The organism is Pseudomonas sp. NPDC089392 (assembly GCF_044749595.1).
GTDB lineage: Bacteria > Pseudomonadota > Gammaproteobacteria > Pseudomonadales > Pseudomonadaceae > Aquipseudomonas.
The window spans coordinates 1-23807 of sequence record NZ_JBIVIF010000062.1 but is presented as its reverse complement, the minus strand read 5'-3'; the positions used below and the strand labels follow the sequence as shown (position 1 = coordinate 23807).

The window sequence follows — 23807 nt, the reverse complement described above, 5'->3', positions numbered from 1 at the left end:
GCCGTCTGGAAAGCGCACGATAATAGGGGCGCGAGGCGCCTGTAACAACTCTTCGAGTGACCCTTCGGGCGCTTGCCCACTACTATCTGACGACCGTGATTACCTGAAGGAACTCCCTCCATGCTTTACCTATGGATCAAAGCACTGCATATCGTTAGCGTGGTCTGCTGGTTCGCCGGCCTGTTCTACCTGCCACGGCTGTTCGTCTACCACGCCCAGAGCCAGGACAGCATCAGCCAGGAACGCTTCGTGACCATGGAACGCAAGCTGTACCGCGGCATCATGAACCCGGCAATGATCGCCACCTACGTGTTCGGCGCCTGGATGCTCTACCTCAACCCAGGCTGGCTGAGCCAGGGCTGGCTGCATGCCAAGCTGACCCTGGTCATCCTGCTGACCGGCTACCATCACGTGTGCGGTGCCCAGCGCAAGCGCTTCGCCAGCGGCAACAACACCCGCAGCCACGTCTACTATCGATGGTTCAACGAAGTGCCCGTGCTGTTCCTGCTGGGCATCGTAATTCTGGTGGTGGTCAAACCGTTCTGACATAACCACCCGCTCAAGGAGCCTTGCCATGTCGCTACCCGCCTCGCTCGAACAACGCCTGCGCCTGCCTGTGGTTGCCGCACCGATGTTCCTGATCTCCAACCCCAGGCTGGTGCTGGCCTGTTGCGCCAGCGGCGTGGTCGGTAGCTTCCCGGCCCTGAACCAGCGCGACAGCGCCGGTTTCAAGGCCTGGCTGGAAGAGATCGAGGCTGGCCTGGCACAACTGCAGGCGCCAGCGCCCTATGCCGTGAACCTGATCGTCCACCCGACCAACCCGCGCCTGCAAGCCGACCTGGCCTTGTGCGTGGAACACCGCGTGCCGATCATCATCACCAGCCTGGGCGCGGTAAAGGAAGTGGTCGATGCCGTACACAGCTATGGCGGCCTGGTGTTTCACGACGTCACCACCCGCCGCCATGCCGAGAAGGCTGCCGAGGCGGGTGTCGACGGCCTGATCGCCGTTGCCGCAGGCGCTGGCGGCCATGCCGGCACCTGGAGCCCATTCGCCCTGGCCGCAGAAATTCGCCAGTTTTTCGACAAGACCCTGCTGCTGGCCGGCTGCCTCAACCACGGCCACGAGATTCTGGCCGCGCAACTGCTGGGCGCGGACCTGGCGTACATGGGCACGCGCTTCATCGCCACCGCAGAGAGCCAGGCCCAGGATGCCTACAAGCAGATGCTGCTGGGTGCCCACGCCGCCGACATCATCCACACCCCGGCGGTATCCGGCATCCCCGCCAGCTTCCTGCGCTCAAGCCTGGAGCAGGCCGGCTACGACATGAACGCCCTGAAAGCCGGCCATGAACACGGCAAGCTCAAGCCGATCGACGACGAGGCCAAGGCTTGGAAGACCGTCTGGTCGGCAGGCCAGGGTGTCGGCGGAATTGAAGATCTGCCCAACGCCAGTGCGCTGATCGAACGCTTGCACAACGAGTACCAGCAAGCGCTGGAGCGCTGCCAGGTATTGCGCGCGCGGGCCTTGTAGCAAAAGGCAACACCTTACCCGGGCAAGCTGTACACTAGGCGCCCTCTTCCGCCCCCAGGAGCCTTGCATGACCCGTTACGCCATGATCACCGGTGCTTCCAGCGGCCTGGGCCTGGCCCTGGCGGAAGCACTGGCACGGCGCGGGCGCAATCTGATCCTGGTGGCACGCCAGCGCGAATCGCTGGAACCGGTAGCCATCGAGCTGACCCAACGCTTTGGTGTCGAGGTACTGTTCCGCGCCTGCGACCTCAGCCAGCCGTTGCGCCTGTCAGGCTTCGTGCTGGAGCTGGAAGAAGGCGAACGGCGCATCGACCTGCTGGTCAACTGTGCCGGCCAGCGCACCTACGGCCCGTTCCTGGCCCATGAGTGGGCCGACGAGCAAGACCTGCTGGAGGTCAATGTACTGGCCCTGAGCCGCCTGTGCCACGCCATCGGCAACCTGATGGCGGTGCAAGGTGGCGGGCAGATTCTCAACGTCGCTGGCCTTGCCGGGGTAGCGCCCGGCCCGTGGATGGCCGCCTATGCCGCCAGCAAGGCCTACGTGCTGAACTTTTCCCAGGCCCTGCGCGAAGAGCTCAAGCCCGCCGGTATCAAGGTCTCGGTACTGTGCCCCGGCCCGGTGCGCTCTGCACGCCGGCGCATTGCCCGCCTGGATGGCAAGCCGCGCTGCCTCAGCCCCGAAGAAGTGGCGCTGTACACTGTCCGTGCCCTGGGCAAGAACCGCGCCCTGATCATGCCAGGCCGGCGCAACCGCTGGCTGGCATTCGCGCCTCGCCTGCTGCCGCGCTGGCTGGTGCGCAAGCTGGCCGGGGCCATTCACCGCCGCTATTGCCCAGTCGGCATGGAATAGCCACTGGGCGAGCGGCGCCCGGCTGAGTACACTCGGCCCGACCCTCACCATGGAGCAAGTGCTGTGGACGATCTATTCCTCAAAATCATCAACCGGGAAATCCCGGCGGATATCATTTACGAAGATGACCAGGTCCTGGCCTTCAAGGACATTGCACCCGCAGCGCCGGTACATTTTCTGGTCATCCCGAAAAAGCACATCCGTACGCTCAATGACCTGACCGAAGAGGACAAGGCCCTGGCTGGCCATATCCTGTTCACCGCCCAGCGCCTGGCCATCGAGCAAGGCTGCGAGGAAGGCTTCCGCGTGGTCATGAACTGCAACCCGAAAGGCGGCCAGACCGTCTACCACATCCACATGCACGTGCTTGGCCAGCGCCAGATGCATTGGCCACCGGGCTGATCCACGGCAAGCGACCCCGCCGCTATTGCGGTAAACTGTCGGGCACATTCTTGCGGAGGTGCCCGATGGCTACCGAACGTCACTACTCGCCGCTCGACCGCTTGTTGCTGCAGGCCGATACCGCCATGCGCACCTTGCTGCCCTTCAGCGGCCAACCCGCCCGTCCCTCGCCGGCCATTGTCCAGCCAGATGTAGACCTGGACGAGCAGCAGGCCCGCCATGTTGCCGGGTTGATGCGCATCAACCACACCGGTGAAGTCTGCGCCCAGGCGCTGTACCAGGGCCAGGCCCTGACTGCCAAGCTACCCGAAGTGCGCAAGGCCATGGAGCATGCCGCCGAGGAAGAAGTGGACCACCTGGCCTGGTGCGAACAGCGCATCCGCCAGCTGAACAGCCACCCGAGCGTGCTCAACCCCCTGTTCTACGGCATGTCGTTCGGCATCGGCGCACTCGCCGGGCTGGTCAGCGACAAGGTCAGCCTGGGCTTCGTCGCCGCCACCGAGCACCAGGTGTGCAAGCACCTCGATGAGCACCTGGAGCAGATCCCGCACGAAGACGAAAAGTCCCGCGCCATTCTCGAGCAAATGCGCGTCGATGAAGAACAGCACGCCGAGTCTGCCCTGGAAGCAGGCGGTTATCGCTTCCCCGCCCCGGTTCGTTTTGGCATGAGCTTGCTGGCCAAGGTCATGACCAAGAGCACCTACCGTATCTGAAGGCATCACCATGACGGACCGTTTCGACGCCAAGGACCTGGCGCGTGCCGTGCAAGCCGGCATCCTCCAGCCGGGCCAGGACCAGGCCCTGCTGGCCTTCCTGCGCCAGCAGCCGGCAGCACACGGCAGCTTCCAGTTGGCCCATGTCGCGTTCTACTTTGGCGCCATGCTGATCATGGCGGCCATGGGCTGGTTGCTCACCGACGCCTGGATGAGCATCGGCGACGGCGCACTGCTGGCCATCTCCAGCCTGTACATCCTGTTGATCACCTTGTTCGCCCTCAACCTGCAACGTCGCGCCCAGCCTGTAGCCGCCGGAGTGCTGGCAGCGGTCGCAGTCAGTATCGTGCCCCTGGCGGTATTCGCCATCGAGCGCCTGGCCGGCTGGTGGCCACTGGATGACGCACAGGCGAACTACCATCATTACTACACCTACGTGCAGGGCGGCTGGCTGGCGATGGAAGTGGCCACGGTAGTTGCCGGGTTGCTGATGTTGCGGCTGATCCCCTACCCGTTCATTGTCATGCCGATTGCCGTGGCCTTGTGGTTCATGTCGATGGACCTGAGCGAATGGGTGTTCGGCTCGCCGTTCAGCTGGGAGCAGCGGCGCCAGGTTTCGCTGTGGTTCGGGCTAGGGATGCTGGTGGTATTCCTGCTGGTGGACGGTCGCACACGCGAGGATTACGCCCGCTGGGGATACCTGGCTGGCCTGGCGGCATTCTGGGGCGGGTTGACGTTACTGGACAGTGGCAGCGAGTTGGGCAAGGCCCTGTATTGCCTGATCAACATTGCGCTGATGGGCATGGCAGTGCTGCTGCGCCGGCCGGTGTTCATGGTGTTCGGAGCGCTGGGGGTGGCGGCTTACCTGGGGTACCTGTCGTACGAGGTGTTTGCCGATTCGCTGCTGTTCCCGGTGGTGGTGACCTTGATCGGGCTTGGGGTTATCTGGTTGGGGCTGGTTTACCAGAAGCGGCGGGTGCGGCTGAGCCAGGTGATGCGGGGTTGCTTGCCGGAGTGGGTGCGGGCTGCACTGCCGGCGCTTCGTAGCTGATATTGTTGGGGCTGCTTTGCAGCCCATCGCGACACAAGGCCGCTCCTACAGGGGAACGCGTACTTCCTGTAGGAGCGGCCTTGTGTCGCGATGGGCCGCAAAGCGGCCCCAAAATCTATGCCTTAACCCAGCTCTACGATCTCGTACCCGTGGGTAATCTCAACCCCGGCACGCTCAAGCATGATCGAAGCCGAGCAGTACTTCTCCGCCGACAGCTCAACCGCCCGCTTGACCTGCGCTTCTTTCAGCCCACGGCCCTTCACCACGAAATTCATGTGGATCTTGGTAAACACCTTCGGGTCTTCACTGGCGCGCTCGGCCTCCAGGAACGCCTCGCAACTTTCCACCGCCTGGCGCGACTTCTTCAGGATGCTGACCACGTCAAAGCTGCTGCAGCCACCCAGGCCCAACAACAGCATTTCCATCGGGCGCACACCCAGGTTGCGGCCGCCGGCCTCGGGCGGGCCGTCCATCACGACGACATGGCCGCTCCCCGATTCGCCGAGGAACATTGCCTCACCGGCCCACTGGATACGTGCCTTCATCTACCTGGACTCCTGATTTTCGGAAAAGGGTGTCAGCTTAGACCTTGTGCGGCTGTGGGAAAAGTACGAGACGTGTCGGTTTAGTGCCGAAACATCCCGTAGTGTCTGATAAGCTGGCGCCAAATGACTGGCGCTTGCCAGCCAACCCTTATAAAAAGCCTATGCGTCACATCGAACAGGATTTCGTGATGGTTGCCTCCGCCCTACCCGCCAAGATCAAGAACATCGACAGATTGCTGGTGCACTGCCAGCGCCGCCGCTACACAGCCAAAAGCAATATCATCTGTGCCGGTGACCGGGCGGAGACACTGTCGTTCATCATCAAGGGCTCGGTGACCATCCTCATCGAGGACGACGACGGCCATGAAATGATCATCGCCTACCTCAACACTGGCGATTTCTTTGGCGAGCTGGGCTTGTTCGAACCGGTTGATGGCCAACAGCAGCGCAGCGCCTGGGTACGCGCCAAGACCGAATGCGAAGTGGCCGAAATAAGCTACGAGAAATTTCGCGAACTGGCGCGCCAGGACCCGGAAATCCTCTACGCCCTGGGCAGCCAGATGGCCCAGCGCCTGCGCAACACCACGCGCAAGGTTGGCGACCTGGCGTTCTTCGACGTCACCGGACGGGTTGCTCGCTGCCTGCTGGAACTGTGCAAGCAACCCGATGCCATGACCCACCCCGACGGCATGCAGATCAAGATCACCCGCCAGGAAATCGGCCGCATCGTTGGCTGCTCGCGGGAAATGGTCGGCCGCGTCCTCAAGGACCTCGAAGAGCGCAGCCTGGTACAGGTCAAGGGCAAGACCATGGTGGTCTACGGTACCCGCTAGTCCTTGGGCAGCTCGGCCAGTACCTTGGCGTAGGCCTGTGAAAGGCGCTCGAACCAGGGTGCTGCGGGTGCCACTTCGTGCAAGGCAATATGCGCATCGGCGCGGCAACGTTGCTCCAGCTCGCAGCACTCGTTGAAACGGTTGACCGCCGCCACCATCGATTCGCGCTCGTTGTCCAACAGCAAAGCACCGTGTACCAGCACCACAGGGCGCTTGCCGCCCAGCCCCTGGCGCCAGCGCTGGGCGGTGCCCACCAGTTTGCGGCCATTGAGGTTGACGTTGTAGCGGCCATCGCAGAAGGCCCCGTCAATTTCCCCTACCGACGCCACCCCACCCCACTCGCGCAGCACGTCGCACAGCGGCAGGCACAGGCGCTCGTAGGCATTTTCGATGCGGCCGTGGTCGCCTTCGCTGCGTGGCGCGGCATAGACCAGTGCAACGTTCACGGTGGAATGCGACTGCGGGACTGGCTCACCGCCGGTTTCGCGCAGCAGCACCGGCCAGCCGGCAATGGCCAGTTCCGCGCAGGCGGCTTCGAAGTTTTCCAGGCGGCTCATGCGCCGGGGCATGACCAAGGCGTGGTCGGTGGGGCGCCAGAACAGCACGCCACTCTCGCGTTCGCCGCGGCAAACGGCGGCCAGCAATTCCTGTTCGGCGTGCAGGCCCTGTTCGACGGTCAGGGCCAGGGGTTGATCGGTCATTGATCCACCTTTGATGTTATTTTCAAAGGCCTCTTCGCGGGTGAACCCGCTCCTACACAGGTATGCGTCCCGTTGTAGGAGCGGGTTCACCCGCGAAGAGGCCATTCCAGGCATACAAAAAAGCCGGCAAAAACGCCGGCTTCATTTCGATCAGTCCAATTGCTGAACAGTCTTCTTCACCTGTTCCGGGAAGAACAACCGCTGCAATTCCAGCCCAGGCTGCTCGGCGCGCATAAACGCCTCACCCACCAGGAACGAGTAAACCTCGTTGATCGCCATCAGCTCCACATCGGCCCTGTTCAAGATGCCGCTCTCGGTAATCGCCAGGCGATCACGCGGAATGCGCGGCAGCAGGTCGAGAGTGGTTTCCAGGCTGACTTCGAAGGTGTGCAGGTTACGGTTGTTCACCCCCACCAGCGGCGTATCCAGGGTTTTCAGCGCGCGCTCCAGCTCATCGCCGTCGTGCACTTCCACCAGCACATCGAGGCCGACGTCTTTGGCCGTGGCGGCCAGTTCGGCCATTTTCACATCATCCAGCGCCGACACGATCAACAGTACGCAGTCCGCACCCAGGGCTCGGGCCTCGACAATCTGGTACGGGTCGACCATGAAGTCCTTGCGGATCACCGGCAGCGAAACCGCCGCACGGGCCTGCTGCAGGTACTCGTCGGCACCCTGGAAATAATCGACGTCGGTCAGCACCGACAGGCAGGTAGCGCCGCCCTTCTCGTAGCTGACGGCGATTTCCGCCGGTACGAAGTTTTCGCGGATTACGCCCTTGCTTGGCGAAGCTTTCTTGATTTCGGCAATCACCGCCGGCTGCTTGCGCTTGGCCTGCTCGATCAAGGCATTGGCGAAGCCGCGCGGGGCGTCGGCGGCCTTGGCCAGGCGCTCCAGTTCGGCGAGGCTGACCCGCGCGCTGCGCTCGGCCACTTCCTGGAACTTGCGGGCAATGATCCTTTCCAGCACCGTCGGCACACTCATGCTTCGTTCTCCACCTTGAATACTGCAGTAAAGGCACCCAGTTCCTGCAACTTCTCCCAGGCCAGCCCGGTGTGCAACACGTCGTGTGCCAGTTCCACACCTTGGGCCAAGGTCATTGCATGATCGGCGGCATACAGTGCCGCGCCCGCGTTGAGCACGATCATTTCCGCAGCCTTCTGCCCGTTTTCAGTCTTGCGCCGGCCCAGCGCATCGCGGATCAATTCCAGCGACGCTTGCGGGTTCTCGACGGCCAGGCCATGCAGGCTCTGGCTCTTCATGCCGAGGTCTTCCGGCTCGACCCAGTATTCAGTGATTTCGTCGTTCTTCAATTCGGCGACGAAGGTGGGCGCAGCCAGGCTGAACTCATCCAGGCCGTCTTTCGAGTGCACCACCAGCACATGCTTGCTACCCAGGCGCTGCAGCACCTCGGCCAACGGGCGGCACAGAGCCTGGGCAAACACGCCAACCACCTGATGCTTCACCCCAGCCGGATTCGTAAGCGGGCCGAGCATGTTGAACAGGGTACGCAGCCCCAGGTCGCGACGCGGGCCTGCAGCATACTTCATGGCCGAGTGATGGCTTTGCGCGAACATGAAACCTATCCCTAAGCTGTCGATGCAGCGGGCCACCTGGATTGGCGTCAGGTTCAGGTAGATACCGGCGGCTTCCAGCAGATCGGCGCTGCCGCTCTTGCCCGACACCGCGCGGTTGCCGTGTTTGGCCACGGTGCAGCCCGCGGCCGCCAGCACGAACGACGAGGCGGTGGACACGTTGAAGATGTTGGCGCCATCACCGCCGGTACCGACGATATCGACCACACCATCGAGGCTTTGCAGTTCGACCTTGTCGGCCAGCTCACGCATCACCGATACCGCACCGACGATTTCGTCGATGCTCTCGCTTTTCATGCGCATGCCCATCAGGAAGGCGCCGATCTGCGCCTCGCTGCACTGGCCGGTCATGATCTGGCGCATGACGTCGCGCATTTCTTCGGTGGAAAGGTCCAGTTGGCCGACGATACGGCTCAACGCGCTCTTGATATCCATGTTCGATCCTTAGCGGCGGCCGCCGGTCTGCTTGAGGAAGTTGGCGAACAGCTCGTGGCCCTGCTCGGTGAGGATCGACTCGGGGTGGAACTGCACCCCTTCAATATTAAGGGTCTTGTGACGCAGGCCCATGATTTCGTCGACCGACCCGTCTGCATGAGCAGTCCAGGCGGTGACTTCCAAACAGTCGGGCAGGGTCTCGCGCTTGACCACCAGGGAGTGGTAACGGGTCACGGTGAGCGGGTTATTGAGCTCGGCGAACACACCCAGGTCACGGTGGTGTACCGGGCTGGTCTTGCCGTGCATTACCTGGCGCGCACGCACCACGTCACCGCCAAAGGCCTGGCCGATGGACTGGTGGCCCAGGCATACGCCGAGGATCGGCAGCTTGCCGGCAAAATGCAGGATGGCTTCTATGGACACACCCGCCTCGCTCGGCGTGCACGGGCCTGGGGATACGACGATGCGCTCGGGGTTGAGGGCTTCGATCTGGGCGATGGTCATTTCGTCATTGCGAATGACCTTGACCTCGGCACCCAGCTCGCCAAGGTACTGAACGACGTTGTAAGTGAATGAGTCGTAATTGTCGATCATCAGTAACATCGTGTTAAACCTCTTGAATCTACTGACTTCAGAATTCGAACCTTCTTGCTCCTGCCGCAGGCGCAGCTTGGCCTTTAACGGGCGGTAGACAGTAAGGCAAACGGGGGCGGGCCGGGCGGGCCGGCAGGGGATAAAGTCAGGCGCGCCAACGCCAACGGGCGTGGGCCTTGATTACGCGCATCAAGAGTTTACTGACGATCAACACAGGATAGGTCTCGCTCATACGTCCCGGCACAGTAGCCTACCGGGGCGGCGGGCGCAATATGCCCGTAAACACGGGGAAACGAATGGACTTGGGAGGGATGCCCCGCGATTTGCTAAGGTCGTTCGGGTTGTCCTGATAAAAACAATGAAAAGGATGTTCCCAGATGCGAAAAGCCCCGTTATTGCGCTTTACCCTCGCCACATTGGCATTCGCCTGTAGCCAGGCGATCGCCGCCCCTTCGCCCTACTCCAGCATGATCGTGTTTGGCGACAGCCTCAGCGACGCCGGGCAATTTGGCGGCGCGCGCTTCACCAACCGCGATGCCAATGGCAATTTTGCCCCGGTGTCGCCAATGATCCTGGGTGGGCGGCTGGGTGTGAACCCGACCGAGCTTGGCCCCTCCACCTCTCCTGTCAATCCGGCGCTGGGGATCCCCGACGGTAATAACTGGGCAGTCGGCGGCTACACCACCCAGCAGATCCTGGACTCGATCACCACCACTTCCGAGACGGTGATCCCGCCAGGGCGCCCCGGTGCCGGGCAGGTACTCCGGGAAAAGCCGGGTTACCTGGCCAATGGCCTGCGCGCCGACCCCAACGCGCTGTACTACCTGACCGGGGGCGGTAACGACTTCCTGCAAGGCCTGGTCAACAGCCCCGCCGACGCCGTGGCCGCCGGTGCACGGCTGGCCGCCAGCGCCCAGGCCCTGCAACAAGGCGGCGCGCGCTACATCATGGTCTGGCTATTGCCCGACCTCGGCCAAACGCCGAACTTCAGCGGCACGCCGCAGCAAAACCCGCTGTCATTGCTGTCCGGCGCCTTCAACCAGTCGCTGCTCAGCCAGTTGGGGCAGATCGATGCCGAGATTATCCCGCTGAACATCCCCGTGCTGCTGAGCGAGGCGTTGGCCAGCCCCAGCCAGTTCGGCCTGGCCACTGGCCAGAACCTGGTCGGCACCTGCTATAGCGGTGAAGGCTGCGTGGAAAACCCGGTGTACGGCATCAACGGCACCACACCAGACCCGACCAAGCTGCTGTTCAACGACTCGGTACACCCAACCATCGCTGGCCAGCAACTGATTGCCGATTACGGTTACTCGATCCTCTCCGCCCCGTGGGAGCTGACCCTGCTGCCGGAAATGGCCCACGCCAGCCTGCGTGCCCACCAGGATGAATTGCGCAACCAGTGGCAGACACCTTGGCAGGCGGTTGGCCAGTGGCAGGCCTTCGTCGCCACCGGCGCCCAGGACCTGGACTTCGACGGCCAACGCAGCGCAGCCAGCGGCGATGGCCGCGGCTACAACCTTACCGTGGGCGGCAGCTACCGGCTGAACGATGCCTGGCGCCTGGGCCTGGCCGGTGGCGTGTACCGGCAAAAACTGGAAGCCGGCGCACAGGACTCGGACTACAAGCTGGACAGCTACCTGGCCAGCGCCTTCGCCCAATACCGTCAGGACCACTGGTGGGCCGATGCCGCGCTGACCGCCGGGCACCTGGACTACAGCGACCTCAAGCGCACCTTCGCCCTTGGCGTTAACGACCGCAGCGAGAAAGGCGACACCAATGGCGAGGCCTGGGCGATGTCCGGGCGGCTGGGCTACAACCTAGCGGCCGAGAGCAGCAGCTGGCAGGTGGCGCCGTTCATCAGTGCCGACTATGCACGGGTGAAGGTGGATGGCTACGACGAGAAGAGTGGGCGCTCGACGGCGCTGGGCTTCGATGACCAGGAGCGCACGTCACGCCGTTTGGGGGTGGGGTTGCTGGGCAGCGTGCAGGTGTTGCCGAGTACCCGGCTGTTCGCCGAGGTGGCGCAGGAGCATGAGTTCGAGGATGACCAGCAGGATGTGACTATGCACCTGACCAGTTTGCCGGCGAATGACTTCACCTTGACCGGGTATACGCCGCATAGCGATCTGACCCGGGCGAGCCTGGGGGTGAGCCATGAAGTGGTGGCGGGGGTGCATGTGCGTGGGAACTACAACTGGCGCAAGAGTGATGAGGTGACGCAGCAGGGGGTTAGCCTGGGGGTCAGCGTCGACTTCTAGGTTGTTGGGGCCGCTGTGCGGCCCTTCGCGGGTAAACCCGCTCCTACAATGACCGCGTAAAGCTTGAGGCTTGCGCAATCCGTGTAGGAGCGGGTTTACCCGCGAATGGGCTGCAAAGCAGCCCCAATCAATTTACTTGGCCGAAGTCTGCTCAGCCAAAGCCACCGCGCGGAACATCGCCCGGCGCTTGTTGATGGTCTCTTCCCACTCCAGCGCCGGCACCGAGTCGGCAACGATGCCGCCACCGGCCTGCACATGCAACTCACCGTCCTTGATTACCGCAGTACGGATGGCAATCGCGGTGTCCATGTTGCCGTTCCAGGCAAAGTAACCCACTGCACCACCGTAAACACCACGCTTGACCGGTTCCAGCTCGTCGATGATCTCCATCGCACGAATTTTCGGTGCACCCGAAAGCGTACCGGCCGGCAGGATCGCCCGCAGTGCATCCATCGCCGTCAGCCCTTCACGCAGCTGGCCAGTGACGTTGGACACGATGTGCATCACGTTGGAATAACGCTCGATCACCATCTTCTCGGTCAGGCGCACGCTACCGGTCGACGACACCCGGCCCACGTCGTTGCGGCCCAGGTCGATCAGCATCAGGTGTTCAGCGATTTCCTTGTCGTCCGACAGCAGGTCGTCTTCCAGCGCGCGGTCGGCCTCTTCGGTCGCGCCACGCGGGCGGGTACCGGCAATCGGGCGCACGGTGACCAGGTTATCTTCGACACGTACCAGCACCTCGGGCGAGCTGCCGACCACGTGGAAGTCGCCAAAGTTGAAGAAGTACATGTACGGCGTCGGGTTGAAGCAGCGCAGCGCGCGATACAGGTCGATAGGCGCAGCATTGAAGTCGATCGACATGCGCTGCGACGGCACCACCTGCATGCAGTCGCCCGCCAGGATGTATTCCTTCACGGTGTCGACTGCGCGCTCGTAATCTTCCTGGGTAAAGCTTGAGCGGAACGCCGGTTCTGCAGCCATCGGGCCACTCAGGTCCAGGCCACGGCGCGGGGTGATCGGCTGGCGCAGGGTTTCCAGCAGGCCTTGCAGGCGTGCCTGGCCCTGTTCGAACGCCTGTTCTTCAGCCGGGTCGACCAGCACGATGGCGTGCATCTTGCCCGCCAGGTTGTCGAACACCACCACCGCATCGGACACCATCAGCAGGATGTCCGGCACGCCCAGCGGGTCCGGGTTGGGGCAGGCGCCCAGGCGCTTCTCCACATAGCGCACGCAGTCGTAGCCGAAGTAGCCGACCAGGCCGCCGTTGAAGCGCGGCAGGCCGGGGATATCAGCAACCTTGTAGCGGTCCTTGAAGGTTTCGACGAACGCCAGCGGGTCTTCGACATCATGGCTTTCCACCTCGACGCCATCCTGCAGGATGCTGACGTGGTAGCCGTGCACACGCAGCACGGTGCGCGACGGCAGGCCGATCATCGAGTAGCGGCCCCACTTCTCGCCGCCCTGCACCGATTCCAGCAGGTACGAGTTGGGCTGGTCAGCCAGCTTCAGGTAGATCGACAGCGGCGTGTCGAAGTCGGCCAGGGTTTCGCAGGCCAAGGGAATGCGGTTGTAGCCGGCAGCGGCCAGGCGCAGGAATTCTTCGCGGTTCATGAGTAGCCTCGTGGCAAAAGCAATAGGTCAGGCAAACGGACAGGCCGGCACGCGCCGGCAGGCTAAAGTCAGGCGCGCCAACGCCAACGGGCCAGGGCCTTGATGACTTTCATCCAGAATTTGCCAGTAACCGCCACGGTGGACTCTCTGTCTTGTGAGGCTTTAAGGTCCGCCAACGTTATCCCAGTGGCCGGGTCTGCGCAACCGGGCAGCAATGCGCGCAGGTCGTCGATCACCAGGCTGGGGGATTCGTCGTTGATCGGCCGGCCATGGTTGTAGCCATAGGTCAGGCCCACGCACTGCACGCCGGCCGCCTTGGCCGCCAGCACGTCACTGCGCGAATCGCCGATGAACAGCGACTGCTGTGGGGTGACGCCTGCCATTTGCATGACGAACAGCAGCGCTGCCGGGTCGGGTTTTTTCTGCGGCAGGGTGTCGCCGCCAATGATCCAGCGGAAGTAGCGGCCGATCTTCATCTGGTCCAGCAGCGGTGCAACAAAGCGCTCCGGCTTGTTGGTGATCAGCGCCATTTCCACGCCCTGCTTCTGCAGCCAGCGCAGGGTGTCTTTCACTCCAGGGTAGACCACGGTGAGTTCATGGCTTTCGGCATAGGCGTCCATGAACAGCGCCAGCGCCTGCTCGGCCAGCGCATCGTCCACGGCGGCGTGGTCGATGCCACCCGCCAGCGCCCGGCGCACCAGCACCTGGGCGCCGTTGCCAACCCAGTGGCGCACCGCCTCAAGCCCAGCAGGCGGGCGCCCCAGTTCGAGCAGCATGCGGTCCACGGCGGCGGCCAGGTCTGGCACAGAGTCGATCAGGGTACCGTCCAGATCGAACATCACCAGCCTGGGCAGCGCCCCCGGGAACAGCTGCTCGAAGCCACTCATGGGCGGGCCAGGGCCAGTTCGGCGCGCATCTTGGCGATGACTTCCTGGTAGTCCGGGGCGTTGAAGATCGCCGAGCCGGCCACGAAGGTGTCGGCGCCAGCGGCAGCGATCTCGCGGATGTTGTTGACGTTGACGCCACCGTCGATTTCCAGGCGGATGTCACGGCCACTGGCGTCGATCAGCGCACGCGCTTCGCGCAGCTTGTCGAGGGTGCCGGGGATGAACTTCTGCCCGCCGAAGCCTGGGTTGACGCTCATCAGCAGCACCATGTCGACCTTGTCCATCACGTACTTCAGGGCGTCCAGGCTGGTGGCCGGGTTGAACACCAGGCCGGCCTTGCAGCCGCCGTCCTTGATCAGCTGCAGCGAACGGTCGACGTGCTGCGAGGCTTCCGGGTGGAAGGTGATGTAGGTGGCGCCGGCTTCGATGAAGTCGCCGATGATGCGGTCGACCGGGCTGACCATCAGGTGCACGTCGATTGGCGCGGTGACGCCGTACTTGCGCAGGGCGGTGCACACCATCGGGCCGATGGTCAGGTTGGGAACGTAGTGGTTGTCCATGACATCGAAGTGGACGATGTCGGCACCCGCCGCCAATACCTTGTCGACGTCCTCGCCCAGGCGGGCGAAATCGGCAGAGAGAATGGAGGGGGCAATAGCGTAGGGCTGCATGGCGCACCTGTTGGCAGAATCACGGTGGCGCGCATTGTAACTCAGGGAAAGGGATGAGGGCTGATTGGTATCAAAGGGTGTCGACCAGTTGTTGTAACCTGTGCCGGCCTCTTCGCGGCTAAAGCCGCTCCCACAGGGACAGCAGAACCCTGTGGGAGCGGCTTTAGCCGCGAAAGGGCCGGCACAGGCAATCCATCATCAAGCAGGCTGCTGGGTTCTCAACTTCTCGCTACGCCCCCGCAACCACTCCAGGGTCAGCAGCAAGATCACCGAGAAGGCAATCAGCAAGGTCGCCGCCGCAGCAATGGTCGGGCTCAGGTTCTCGCGAATACCGCTGAACATCTGCCGCGGCAGGGTCGCCTGCTCCGGCCCGGCGAGGAACAGCGTCACCACCACCTCGTCAAACGAGGTGGCAAAGGCGAACAGCGCCCCCGAGATCACCCCAGGCGCGATCAGCGGCAGGGTTACCCGACGGAAGGCAAGCAGCGGCGAGGCACCCAGGCTGGCCGCCGCGCGCACCAGGTTGTAGTTGAAGCCCTGCAAGGTCGCCGACACGGTAATGATGACGAACGGCACACCCAGCACCGCGTGCACCAGAATCAGCGAGGTGAAGCTGTTACCCATGCCCAACGGGGCAAAAAACAGGTAGCTGGCCACACCGATGATCACCACCGGCACCACCATCGGCGAAATCACCAGCGCCATCACCAGCGACTTGCCGGGGAAATCGCCACGGGTCAGGCCGATGGCCGCCAGGGTGCCGAACACCATGGCCAGCACCGTGGCCGCCGGGGCGACGATGATGCTGTTCTTCAGCGCGCGCATCCACTCGGCCGAGCCGAAGAAGTCCTGGTACCACTGCAACGAGAAGCCCTGCAGCGGGTACACCAGGAAGCTGCCACTGTTGAACGACAACGGCACGATCACCAGCACCGGCAAGATCAGGAACAACAGGATCAAGCCGCAAAGAATGCGCAGGCTGTAGAACCACACCCGCTCCACGGGCGACATGTAAGGGCTCAGCATGACAAGGCTCCTCAGCTCAGGCGCAGGCGGCTGGCGCCGACCAGCCAGCTATAGATCAGGTACAGCAGCACGGTCGCCAGCAGCAACAGCCCGCCCAGTGCGGTGGCCATGCCCCAGTTGATGCTGGTGTTGGTATAGAAGGCGACGAAGTAGCTGACCATCTGGTCGTTCGGGCTGCCCAGCAGTGCCGGGGTGATGTAGTAGCCGATGGCCAGGATGAACACCAGCAGGCAACCGGCGCCGACACCGGCGTAGGTCTGCGGGAAGTACACCCGCCAGAAGCTAGCGAACGGGTGGCAGCCCAGCGAGATCGCTGCACGCATGTAGCTGGGCGAAATGCCCTTCATCACGCTGTACAGCGGCAGGATCATGAACGGCAGCAGGATGTGCACCATCGAGATGTACACGCCGGTGCGGTTGAACACCAACTCCAGCGGCTGGTCGATGATGCCCATGGCCATCAACGCACTGTTGATCAGACCACCCGACTGCAGCAGCACGATCCACGCCGCCACCCGCACCAGGATCGAGGTCCAGAACGGCAGCAGTACCAGAATCATCAACAGGTTGCTCTGCCGGGTCGGCAGATTGGCCAGCAAGTAAGCCAGCGGGTAGGCCAGCACCAGACAGATGGCGGTAATCACCACACCCATCCACAGGGTGCGGGCAAATATGTCCAGGTAGATGGCCTGGTCCGGGGTGGCCTTGGCCAGTTCGCCAAGATCATCGATACGGTGGTCTAGCGCAGCCAGCAGGTAGAACGAGGTGACCGTACTGGTATTGCGACGGATCGCCTGCCAGTAGGCCGGGTCGCCCCAACGCTCGTCGACGGCCTGCAAGGCGTCTTTATAAGAGGCAGGTTCTGCCTTGAATGGCAGTGCCCGGGCTGTCTTGGTCAACAGGCTGCGGTAGCCGGCCAGTTCCATGTTCAAGCGCTTGGAAAGGTCGCCAAGGGTCTGTTTCTTGCGCGACTCGGCCAGGTCCTGGCTCAGCGCCTTGTACACATCCTCGCCCGGCAGGCTCTTGCCATCCCACTGGGTGATGATGTCTACCGTGCGCGGCAGGCCGCCGACCACTTCCGGGTTGCCGACGCTCTTGTACAACAGCGCCGCGATCGGCACCAGGAACACCAGCAAAAGGAACAGCGCCAGCGGCGCGATCAACGCCTGCGCCTTCCAGCGGTTGACCCGCTCGGCGTGCTTGAGGCGCTGCTTGAGACTTGGACCTGCGCCTTCGTTGAGGGGCACTGCAATGGCCATGGCGAACTCCGCGATACGAACTGAAAATGGGGCCGCAAAGCGGCCCCCTTACGCTGGTCGATTACTTCTTCGCCGCCCAGGCGTTGAAGCGTTGCTCCAGCTGCTCGCTGTTGTCGGCCCAGAAGGCCACGTCGATCTGCACCTGGTTGGCGATGTTCTCAGGCGTGGTCGGCATGTCCTTTTTCACTTCATCCGACAGCAGGCTCACCGCCTTTGAGTTGGCAGGGCCGTAGGCGATGTTCTCGGAGTAGGTCTTCTGCTGCTCGGGCTTGACGCTGTAGGCGATGAATTTCTTCGCCTCTTCCACGTTCTTGGCACCTTTAGGGATCGCCCAGGCGTCAAAGTCGTAGATGCCGCCGTTCCACACCACCTTGAGGTTGCTCTCTTTCTGCACCGCTGCAATACGCCCGTTGTAGGCAGAGCTCATGACCACGTCTCCCGAGGCCAGGAACTGCGGCGGCTGTGCGCCAGCTTCCCACCACTGGATGCTGGGCTTGAGTTCGTCGAGCTTCTTGAATGCACGGTCCTGGCCTTCCTTGGTCGCCAGGACTTTGTAGACGTCCTTGGGCGCAACGCCATCGGCCATCAGTGCGAATTCCATCGTGTACTTGGCGCCTTTGCGCAGGCCACGCTTGCCTGGGAACTGCTTGGTGTCCCAGAAATCGGCCCAGCTGGTAGGTGCGGTCTTGAGCTTGTCGGCGTTGTAGGCCATGACCGTGGACCAGACGAAGAAGCCTACACCGCAAGGCTGGATGGCACCCGGCACGTAATCGGCCTCGTTGCCGAACAGGGCTGGGTCGAGCTCTTCGAACATGCCCTCATCGCAACCGCGCGCCAGCTCTGGCGACTCGACCTCTACCAGGTTCCACGACACGCTCTTGGTGTCTACCATCGCCTTGACCTTGGCCATTTCGCCGTTGTACTCACCGGCGACGATCTTGCCATTACCCGCCTTCTCCCATGGCTCGTAGAACGCCTTGACCTGAGCAGCCTTGTTGGCACCGCCGAACGAGATCACGGTGAGGTCTGCGGCCATGGCCTGGCCAGCGGCGAACAGCCCCAGGGCCAGGGCGGTCAGTTTCAACTGCTTGCGCATTATTATTCTCTCCACAGTACAGGGTTGGTGAAGCAATCCATCAATGGGCTTCGGCAATCGGATCGAGCGCGCGGGCGTGCTCCACCTCCCAGCCCAGCGGTACCACATCGCCCACAGCCAGGGCCGGGTCGAGCTCGGCAATCGGCTGTTTCACGAAGAAGTCGCCCTTGCCGCAAACCTCCAGGCGCACCCGCACGTGGTCGCCCAGGTAAATGAACTCGGCCACCCGGCCAGAGAAGCGGTTGACGCAACTTTCGCTGTGGCCGTTCAGGCGCACGCGTTCGGGGCGGATCGACAGGGTTACCGGCTCGCCGGCCTGGCCGACATTTACCGCCAGTGCCTCGACCCGTTCGCCGCGCGGCAACTGCACCTGGCAGCGCTTGCCATCACTGGCCAGCAGGGTGCCGTTGATGCGGTTGTTCTCACCGATGAAGTTGGCAACGAAGGTATTGCAGGGTTCTTCGTACAGCGTGCGCGGGTCGGCGATCTGCTGAATCTCGCCTTGGTGGAACACCGCCACGCGGTCGGACATGGTCAGCGCCTCGCCCTGGTCGTGGGTGACATACACCACGGTTACGCCCAGGCGCTGGTGGATGTGCTTGATCTCCATCTGCATGTGTTCACGCAGCTGCTTGTCCAGCGCGCCGAGCGGTTCGTCCATCAATACCAGCTGCGGCTCGAACACCAGCGCCCGGGCCAGGGCCACGCGCTGCTGCTGGCCACCGGACAGCTGGCCGGGGTAGCGCTTGGCAAACGCGTCGAGCTGGACCATGTTCAGCACGCGCTTGACCCGCTCGCTGATGTCGGTCTTGCTCAGGTTGCGCACGGTCAGCGGGAAGGCCAGGTTCTCGGCCACCGTCATGTGCGGGAACAGCGCGTAGTTCTGGAACACCATGCCGATGTCGCGCTTGTGCGGCGGCACGTTGTTGATCGAGCGCCCGGCCAGCTGGATTTCACCGGCGGTGGGGGTTTCGAAGCCGGCCAGCATCATCAGGCTGGTGGTCTTGCCCGAGCCGGACGGGCCAAGCAGGGTGAGGAACTCGCCCTTGCGGATTTCCAGGTTGAGGTCTTTGACGATCAGCGACTCGCCGTCGTAGCTCTTCTGCACACCACGGAAGCTGACCAGCGTTTCGCTGGTAGCAGCGTTCGACTTCGCCTCGCTCATGCCTGCACCTTCTTGTTGGATGACTGCGTAGGCAAAAGAGTAGAAGAGGCGCAGGCGCCCGGAAATCGGGGGTGCTGAGAGAATGCCATCATCCGGATGGAAGATTTGTTGTAGGGATCCCCCTACAAAGATGGCGGGATTGGAATGCTCCCCTCAGCCCTGCGCCGCCCGTTGTAGGAGCGGGTTTACCCGCGAAAGGGCCGGTTCAGGCACCGCACATAGCAGGCCAGGCCCTTTCGCGGGTAAACCCGCTCCTACAGGGGGCGCGTGAGGCTGCGGGAAGCATATGTCGCAATCAGACCAGCTTGTGCTCCATGGCGTACTTCACCAGCTCCGCCAGCGAGTTCACCTTCAGCTTCTGCATCAAGCGTGCCTTGTGGGTACTGATGGTCTTGCTCGACAACGCCAGCTGCAGGGCGATGTCGTTGACATTAGCGCCCTGGGCCAGGCGTTCGAACACCGAAAACTCCCGCTCCGAGAGCAGGGTGTGCAGCGGTCGGGATTCGGTCAGACCCACTTCGAACACCATACGGTCGGCCAGTGCCGGGTCGATATAACGCCCGCCAGCGGCAACCCGACGGATGGCGGTAAGCAGCAGCGCCGGGTCACTGTCCTTGGTGGCATAGCCCGCCGCGCCAGCTTTCAACGCCCGCGCCGCCATCTGTGCCTCATCGTGCATCGACAGCATCAGGATTGCCGGCGCATCGTGCAACGCGCGAATCCGCGGGATCGCTTCCAGCCCGTTCACCCCCGGCATCGAGATATCCAGCAGCACCACTTCGCACGGCGTGTGCCGCAAGGTTTCCAGCAATTGCTCGCCATTACCGGCCTCCCCCGCCACCTGCATGTCCTTGGCCAGGCCAATCAACTGCTTGATGCCTTCACGGACAATGGTGTGGTCTTCGGCCACCAGCACTCGAATCACGCTCGTACTCCTACTCCAACGGAATGGCCACGCTCAGGCTGGTGCCCTCGCCCGGTTGACTGTCCAGCGCCATGCTGCCGCCCAGCATCAGCACCCGCTCGCGTACCCCTACCAGGCCAAACGAGGTGGGCCGGGTCTGCTCGCGGCAGAAACCCTGGCCATCATCGCTGACCGTCATACGCAACTGCCCGCCCTCATGTACCAGCTCGATCTCCACGCTGTGCGCCTGGGCGTGGCGCATCACGTTGGTCAGCGCCTCCTGGAGGATGCGAAACAAGCCGGTGGCCTTGGCATCACTCAATGCTGGCAGATTATCCGGTACTTGCACCAGGCAGGGGATTTGCGTGCGCGTCTCGAAGCGCCGCGCCTGCCACTCGATGGCCGAGGCGATACCGGCATCGAGAATCGGCGGGCGCAAGGCAGTAGCCACATCGCGCACCAATTGGAACAGCTGGGCGATCAGGCGCTTCATGCTGGCCAGGCGTTCGTGCAAACCCGGGTCCAGCTCGGCAAAGGCCAACTCGCACATTGACACCTCCAGCTTGAGCACGGTCAGCATCTGGCCCAATTCGTCGTGCACTTCCCGCGCGATGCGGGCCTTTTCTTCTTCACGCACGCTCTCCAGGTGGGCCGACAGTTCGCGCAGCTGCTCCTGGGACTTGGCCAGCGCCAGCTCGGCCCGCTTGCCCTGGGTGATGTCCCAGACCACACCGTCCCACACCACCTGGCCGTTGGCCAGGCGCCGGGTACTGGCCTTGATGTCGGCCCAGCGTTGCTCGCCCTGGCGGGTAAGGATGCGCCCTTGCCAGGACCAGTCCTGGTCGCTGGCCAGGGCCAGGTCCTGCACGCGGTGGTAGTCGGCGCGGTCCTCGGGGTGCACCAGGTTGCGCAGGCCCATCTGCGGGTGCTGGATCTCGCTGGGCACATAGCCCACCAAGGCCTCGCTGCCCTCACTGATGTAGGGGAATTCCAGGTCACCCTCGGCCGGATCGCGCTCCAGGCGGAACACCAGGCCCGGCACATTGCCAGCAATGCCCTTGAGCCGCGCCTCGCTTTCGCGCAGGGCCGCCAGGGCGCGGTGGCGCTCGGTGACATCGGCGAGGTAGACCACCAGGTACTCGGAGTCACGAAAGCGCAGAAAACTCAGCGACAGCTCCACCGGCAGCAGGCTCTGGTCGGCGCGCAGACACTGCGTCTCGAACTGGCCGATACCGCCCGCCCCGGTGCGCGCACCTTTCCACAGTTCCAACCAACGGTCCATGCTCAGGCTGGGCTCGAAATCGCTCAACGGCCGCTCCAGCAGCGCGCCTTCGGCGTAACCCAGCATGCGCTCGGCGGCGTGGTTGGCGTAGCGCACGTGGCTGTCCCAGTTGACCCAAAGGATGCCTACCGCGCTCTGGTCGATGGCGAACTGGCTCAGGCGCAGGGCCTCTTCGCGCACTTGCCGCTCCGCCAGGCTTTCCCGCGTGGCCAGCAGGCTGCGTTCCAGCAGGCGTTGCTGCCGGCGCTGCCACACCAGCGTGGCCAGGGCGCACAACAGCAGCATGCCGAACAGCAAGGCCAGGTTCTGCCAGAAGCCGGGCGACTCGCTCAGGCGTGGGTACTTAGGCTGCAACCAGCGCTGGTGCAGTTGCTCCAGCTCCTTGGCCGGCAGCGCCTGCAAGCCACGCTCAAGCACATCGGCCAGCAGCGGCCAGTCGCGTCGCGAACCGATGCGCAGCAGCTGCGGCAGGCCGATATCGCCGACTACCGCCAGCTCACCAAACTCGCTCTCGCGTGACAGGCGGCTGAGTTGCGCTTCATCCAGCACCGCGAAGCTGGCCTGGCCAGCCACCACCAGTTGCAGGGCTTCGCGCTCGTCGGGTACGCCCTGCAGGTTGAGGTTGCCGTAGTTGCCACGCAGGTAGTCCGCCAGCTGGCTGGGCATGCGCACGGCCACACGCTGCTCGGCTTCAAGCTTTTCCAGTTCCACGGCCATGGCGCCGGTGCGCGGCCCCACCACTAGCTGCGGCACGCGCATGTACGGGTCGCTGAACAACCACAGGCGCAGGCTGGCCGGCGTCTGGGTAAGGCCGGGGGCAAAGTCGATTTCCCCAGACTGCAGGGCATGTTCCAGGCTGGCCTGGTCGGCAAAATTGCGCCAGGTAAGGTCCAGGCGTAGCACCTGCGCCAGGCTGTTCACCAGCTCTACGTTGGCCCCGTACAGTTGCTGCAGGCGCCGGTCGAACTGAGCGTAGGGTGCCTGCAGCACCAGGCCGACGCGCAGGCTGCGATGGGTATCCAGCCACTGCTGCTGCGCAGGCTCCAGCACGACAGCAGGCACCGCCTCGGGCCGGGCCAATGCTATCAAGGGCAGCCACAAGCAGCCGATAACCAACAGGCGACACACTCGCTTCATCAACACGCTCGTCTTGGCAAACGCGGCCATGCAGCATGGCCGTCACGGGCAAATACTATTAGGCTGCCGGTATCATTCTGGCCCCGGGTTGACTCATGTCCACACTTTATCGCACGACGCTGGCAATGTGCTGCCTGGCCTCGATCCTGCCACTCGGCGCCCTGGCCGCCGATGCCGAAAAACCGCCCACCACCACCGCTGCACCTGCTGCCGAAGCGCCACGCCCGCCGTTGCTGGAGCGCAGCCAGGAAGATGCCCAAGCCCTCGAGCGGCTGGTACCCAAGGCCGAGCAGCAGACCCTGCAGGCCGGTGCCGATAGTTTCCTTGCGCTGTGGAAACCGGCCAACGACAGCGACCCGCAAGGTGCAGTCATCATCGTCCCCGGCGCTGGCGAAACGGCCGACTGGCCGAACGCAGTCGGTCCGCTGCGGCAGAAGTTCCCTGATATCGGCTGGCACAGCCTGAGCGTCAGCCTGCCTGACCTGCTTGCCGACAGCCCGCAAGCGCGCGTCGAGGCCAAACCCGCTGCCGAGCCACAAACAGCCAACGGCGAAAGCGCACCGGCCAAGGGCGTACCGGCCGATGCCAATGCCAACGTCGCCCAGGCCACGGCAGCCGAAGCCGACACGGCGGAAAGTACTGACGCCGAACAGGCCAGCGAACAGACCGACCCGGCCGATGCCGAGCGCATTTTCGCCCGCCTGGATGCCGCCGTGGCCTTTGCCCAGCAGCACAACGCCCGCAGTATTGTGCTGATCGGCCATGGCAGCGGTGCGTATTGGGCGGCGCGCTACCTGAGCGAGAAACAGCCACCGCAGGTGCAAAAACTGGTGATGGTGGCCGCGCAGACGCCAGCGCGAGTGGAGCATGACCTGGAAAGCCTGGCGCCTACCTTGAAGTTGCCGACAGCCGATATCTACTACGCCACCCGTAGCGCCGATCGCAACGCGGCCGAGCAGCGCCTGCAGGCCAGCAAGCGGCAGAAGGACAGCCAGTACCGGCAGTTGTCGCTGATTGCCATGCCGGGGAACAAGGCCGCCGAGCAGGAACAACTGTTCCGCCGGGTGCGGGGGTGGATGAGCCCGCAGGGATAAAGCCGTTTGGGCATTCGCGGGTAAACCCGCTCCCACAGGTACAACGCAGGGATCAAGGGCTGCGGAAATCCTGTGGGAGATTCTATGGTTTTCAGCAAGCCGGTTTGATGCCTTTGGTGGTGTATTCGTCCTGATTTTTCATCAGGGCGAATGCCACCCTTGCT

23 protein-coding genes are annotated in these 23807 nt (G+C 63.4%); 9 read left to right on the top strand and 14 right to left on the bottom strand.

Features of this window, described 5'->3' with window-relative positions; all coding sequences use genetic code 11:
* Positions 1-120 precede the first annotated feature (120 nt).
* The 6 genes from hemJ to ACIP1G_RS29870 all read left to right on the top strand — a co-directional run bounded on the left by hemJ (position 121) and on the right by ACIP1G_RS29870 (position 4547).
* Complete coding sequence (hemJ, locus tag ACIP1G_RS29895; protein WP_400743810.1) at positions 121-546, top strand: protoporphyrinogen oxidase HemJ; 426 nt, start codon at positions 121-123, stop codon at positions 544-546.
* Positions 547-574: 28 nt separating this feature from the next.
* Positions 575-1531 (top strand): NAD(P)H-dependent flavin oxidoreductase, encoded by a 957-nt coding sequence (locus ACIP1G_RS29890; RefSeq protein ID WP_400743807.1) that lies wholly within the window; start codon positions 575-577, stop codon positions 1529-1531.
* A 67-nt stretch (positions 1532-1598) separates the two neighbouring features.
* Positions 1599-2381 (top strand): SDR family NAD(P)-dependent oxidoreductase, encoded by a 783-nt coding sequence (locus ACIP1G_RS29885; RefSeq protein ID WP_400743804.1) that lies wholly within the window; start codon positions 1599-1601, stop codon positions 2379-2381.
* Between the two features lie 63 nt (positions 2382-2444).
* On the top strand, positions 2445-2783 hold the full coding sequence (locus ACIP1G_RS29880) for a histidine triad nucleotide-binding protein (RefSeq protein ID WP_400743798.1): 339 nt from the start codon (positions 2445-2447) through the stop codon (positions 2781-2783).
* A 65-nt stretch (positions 2784-2848) separates the two neighbouring features.
* The gene (gene coq7, locus ACIP1G_RS29875) at positions 2849-3496 is read left to right on the top strand and encodes a 2-polyprenyl-3-methyl-6-methoxy-1,4-benzoquinone monooxygenase (RefSeq protein ID WP_400743795.1); all 648 of its coding nucleotides are present in this window, start codon (positions 2849-2851) and stop codon (positions 3494-3496) included.
* A 10-nt stretch (positions 3497-3506) separates the two neighbouring features.
* Entirely contained in the window at positions 3507-4547 is a 1041-nt protein-coding gene (locus tag ACIP1G_RS29870; protein WP_400743793.1) for a DUF2157 domain-containing protein, read from the top strand.
* 122 nt (positions 4548-4669) lie between these two features.
* On the opposite strand, the gene ACIP1G_RS29865 is transcribed toward ACIP1G_RS29870, so the two are convergent.
* Entirely contained in the window at positions 4670-5092 is a 423-nt protein-coding gene (locus ACIP1G_RS29865; RefSeq protein ID WP_004376171.1) for an OsmC family protein, read from the bottom strand.
* A 188-nt stretch (positions 5093-5280) separates the two neighbouring features.
* Here ACIP1G_RS29865 and crp point away from each other — a divergent pair, with 188 nt between their 5' ends.
* Positions 5281-5925, top strand: coding sequence for a cAMP-activated global transcriptional regulator CRP (gene crp / locus ACIP1G_RS29860; RefSeq protein ID WP_400743790.1), 645 nt, complete (start codon positions 5281-5283; stop codon positions 5923-5925).
* Here crp and ACIP1G_RS29855 read toward each other — a convergent pair.
* The 4 genes from ACIP1G_RS29855 to ACIP1G_RS29840 form a co-directional block, all read right to left on the bottom strand.
* Positions 5922-6626: a biotin/lipoate A/B protein ligase family protein gene (locus ACIP1G_RS29855; protein WP_400743787.1), complete on the bottom strand. Its 705-nt coding sequence runs from the start codon at positions 6624-6626 to the stop codon at positions 5922-5924. The genes crp and ACIP1G_RS29855 overlap by 4 nt on opposite strands.
* A 150-nt stretch (positions 6627-6776) precedes the next feature.
* Positions 6777-7610: an indole-3-glycerol phosphate synthase TrpC gene (gene trpC / locus ACIP1G_RS29850; RefSeq protein ID WP_346643728.1), complete on the bottom strand. Its 834-nt coding sequence runs from the start codon at positions 7608-7610 to the stop codon at positions 6777-6779.
* Complete coding sequence (gene trpD / locus ACIP1G_RS29845; protein ID WP_400743785.1) at positions 7607-8656, bottom strand: anthranilate phosphoribosyltransferase; 1050 nt, start codon at positions 8654-8656, stop codon at positions 7607-7609. The genes trpC and trpD overlap by 4 nt, the downstream gene beginning before the upstream one ends.
* A 9-nt stretch (positions 8657-8665) precedes the next feature.
* Positions 8666-9259 (bottom strand): aminodeoxychorismate/anthranilate synthase component II, encoded by a 594-nt coding sequence (locus ACIP1G_RS29840; RefSeq protein WP_400743783.1) that lies wholly within the window; start codon positions 9257-9259, stop codon positions 8666-8668.
* A gap of 368 nt (positions 9260-9627) precedes the next feature.
* On the opposite strand from ACIP1G_RS29840, the gene estP reads away from it, so the two are divergent.
* A complete protein-coding gene (gene estP, locus ACIP1G_RS29835; RefSeq protein ID WP_400743780.1) occupies positions 9628-11508 on the top strand; it encodes an esterase EstP in 1881 nt (626 codons plus the stop codon).
* Between the two features lie 132 nt (positions 11509-11640).
* Here the strand turns inward: estP and trpE are convergent, their stop codons facing one another.
* The 9 genes from trpE to ACIP1G_RS29790 form a co-directional block, all read right to left on the bottom strand.
* Complete coding sequence (gene trpE / locus ACIP1G_RS29830) at positions 11641-13122, bottom strand: anthranilate synthase component I (protein ID WP_400743778.1); 1482 nt, start codon at positions 13120-13122, stop codon at positions 11641-11643.
* Between the two features lie 68 nt (positions 13123-13190).
* Complete coding sequence (locus tag ACIP1G_RS29825) at positions 13191-14009, bottom strand: phosphoglycolate phosphatase (protein ID WP_400743775.1); 819 nt, start codon at positions 14007-14009, stop codon at positions 13191-13193.
* Complete coding sequence (gene rpe / locus ACIP1G_RS29820) at positions 14006-14680, bottom strand: ribulose-phosphate 3-epimerase (RefSeq protein ID WP_400743772.1); 675 nt, start codon at positions 14678-14680, stop codon at positions 14006-14008. Before rpe ends, ACIP1G_RS29825 begins: the two co-directional genes overlap by 4 nt.
* 198 nt (positions 14681-14878) lie before the next feature.
* Positions 14879-15706 carry an ABC transporter permease gene (locus ACIP1G_RS29815; protein WP_284355526.1) on the bottom strand — a complete coding sequence of 276 codons (828 nt, stop codon included), beginning with the start codon at positions 15704-15706 and terminating at the stop codon, positions 14879-14881.
* 11 nt (positions 15707-15717) lie between these two features.
* A complete protein-coding gene (locus tag ACIP1G_RS29810) occupies positions 15718-16965 on the bottom strand; it encodes an ABC transporter permease (protein ID WP_400743769.1) in 1248 nt (415 codons plus the stop codon).
* A 61-nt stretch (positions 16966-17026) separates the two neighbouring features.
* Positions 17027-18061 (bottom strand): ABC transporter substrate-binding protein, encoded by a 1035-nt coding sequence (locus ACIP1G_RS29805; RefSeq protein WP_400743766.1) that lies wholly within the window; start codon positions 18059-18061, stop codon positions 17027-17029.
* A 40-nt stretch (positions 18062-18101) separates the two neighbouring features.
* Positions 18102-19226, bottom strand: coding sequence for an ABC transporter ATP-binding protein (locus ACIP1G_RS29800; protein ID WP_016715779.1), 1125 nt, complete (start codon positions 19224-19226; stop codon positions 18102-18104).
* A 295-nt stretch (positions 19227-19521) separates the two neighbouring features.
* Positions 19522-20151 carry a response regulator gene (locus ACIP1G_RS29795; protein WP_400743763.1) on the bottom strand — a complete coding sequence of 210 codons (630 nt, stop codon included), beginning with the start codon at positions 20149-20151 and terminating at the stop codon, positions 19522-19524.
* A 10-nt stretch (positions 20152-20161) separates the two neighbouring features.
* Complete coding sequence (locus tag ACIP1G_RS29790; RefSeq protein ID WP_400743760.1) at positions 20162-22549, bottom strand: PAS domain S-box protein; 2388 nt, start codon at positions 22547-22549, stop codon at positions 20162-20164.
* A 95-nt stretch (positions 22550-22644) separates the two neighbouring features.
* Here ACIP1G_RS29790 and ACIP1G_RS29785 point away from each other — a divergent pair, with 95 nt between their 5' ends.
* Positions 22645-23643: an alpha/beta hydrolase family protein gene (locus ACIP1G_RS29785; RefSeq protein ID WP_400743758.1), complete on the top strand. Its 999-nt coding sequence runs from the start codon at positions 22645-22647 to the stop codon at positions 23641-23643.
* The last annotated feature ends 164 nt before the right edge of the window (positions 23644-23807 follow it).

Bases quoted from the DNA above. Each gene is read 5' to 3' on its own strand.
- hemJ (WP_400743810.1), top strand. From the start codon at position 121: ATGCTTTACCTATGGATCAAAGCACTGCATATCGTTAGCGTGGTCTGC.
- ACIP1G_RS29890 (WP_400743807.1), top strand. From the start codon at position 575: ATGTCGCTACCCGCCTCGCTCGAACAACGCCTGCGCCTGCCTGTGGTT.
- ACIP1G_RS29885 (WP_400743804.1), top strand. From the start codon at position 1,599: ATGACCCGTTACGCCATGATCACCGGTGCTTCCAGCGGCCTGGGCCTG.
- coq7 (WP_400743795.1), top strand. From the start codon at position 2,849: ATGGCTACCGAACGTCACTACTCGCCGCTCGACCGCTTGTTGCTGCAG.
- ACIP1G_RS29870 (WP_400743793.1), top strand. From the start codon at position 3,507: ATGACGGACCGTTTCGACGCCAAGGACCTGGCGCGTGCCGTGCAAGCC.
- ACIP1G_RS29865 (WP_004376171.1), bottom strand. From the start codon at position 5,092: ATGAAGGCACGTATCCAGTGGGCCGGTGAGGCAATGTTCCTCGGCGAA.
- crp (WP_400743790.1), top strand. From the start codon at position 5,281: ATGGTTGCCTCCGCCCTACCCGCCAAGATCAAGAACATCGACAGATTG.
- ACIP1G_RS29855 (WP_400743787.1), bottom strand. From the start codon at position 6,626: ATGACCGATCAACCCCTGGCCCTGACCGTCGAACAGGGCCTGCACGCC.
- trpC (WP_346643728.1), bottom strand. From the start codon at position 7,610: ATGAGTGTGCCGACGGTGCTGGAAAGGATCATTGCCCGCAAGTTCCAG.
- trpD (WP_400743785.1), bottom strand. From the start codon at position 8,656: ATGGATATCAAGAGCGCGTTGAGCCGTATCGTCGGCCAACTGGACCTT.
- ACIP1G_RS29840 (WP_400743783.1), bottom strand. From the start codon at position 9,259: ATGTTACTGATGATCGACAATTACGACTCATTCACTTACAACGTCGTT.
- estP (WP_400743780.1), top strand. From the start codon at position 9,628: ATGCGAAAAGCCCCGTTATTGCGCTTTACCCTCGCCACATTGGCATTC.
- trpE (WP_400743778.1), bottom strand. From the start codon at position 13,122: ATGAACCGCGAAGAATTCCTGCGCCTGGCCGCTGCCGGCTACAACCGC.
- ACIP1G_RS29825 (WP_400743775.1), bottom strand. From the start codon at position 14,009: ATGAGTGGCTTCGAGCAGCTGTTCCCGGGGGCGCTGCCCAGGCTGGTG.
- rpe (WP_400743772.1), bottom strand. From the start codon at position 14,680: ATGCAGCCCTACGCTATTGCCCCCTCCATTCTCTCTGCCGATTTCGCC.
- ACIP1G_RS29815 (WP_284355526.1), bottom strand. From the start codon at position 15,706: ATGCTGAGCCCTTACATGTCGCCCGTGGAGCGGGTGTGGTTCTACAGC.
- ACIP1G_RS29810 (WP_400743769.1), bottom strand. From the start codon at position 16,965: ATGGCCATTGCAGTGCCCCTCAACGAAGGCGCAGGTCCAAGTCTCAAG.
- ACIP1G_RS29805 (WP_400743766.1), bottom strand. From the start codon at position 18,061: ATGCGCAAGCAGTTGAAACTGACCGCCCTGGCCCTGGGGCTGTTCGCC.
- ACIP1G_RS29800 (WP_016715779.1), bottom strand. From the start codon at position 19,226: ATGAGCGAGGCGAAGTCGAACGCTGCTACCAGCGAAACGCTGGTCAGC.
- ACIP1G_RS29790 (WP_400743760.1), bottom strand. From the start codon at position 22,549: ATGAAGCGAGTGTGTCGCCTGTTGGTTATCGGCTGCTTGTGGCTGCCC.
- ACIP1G_RS29785 (WP_400743758.1), top strand. From the start codon at position 22,645: ATGTCCACACTTTATCGCACGACGCTGGCAATGTGCTGCCTGGCCTCG.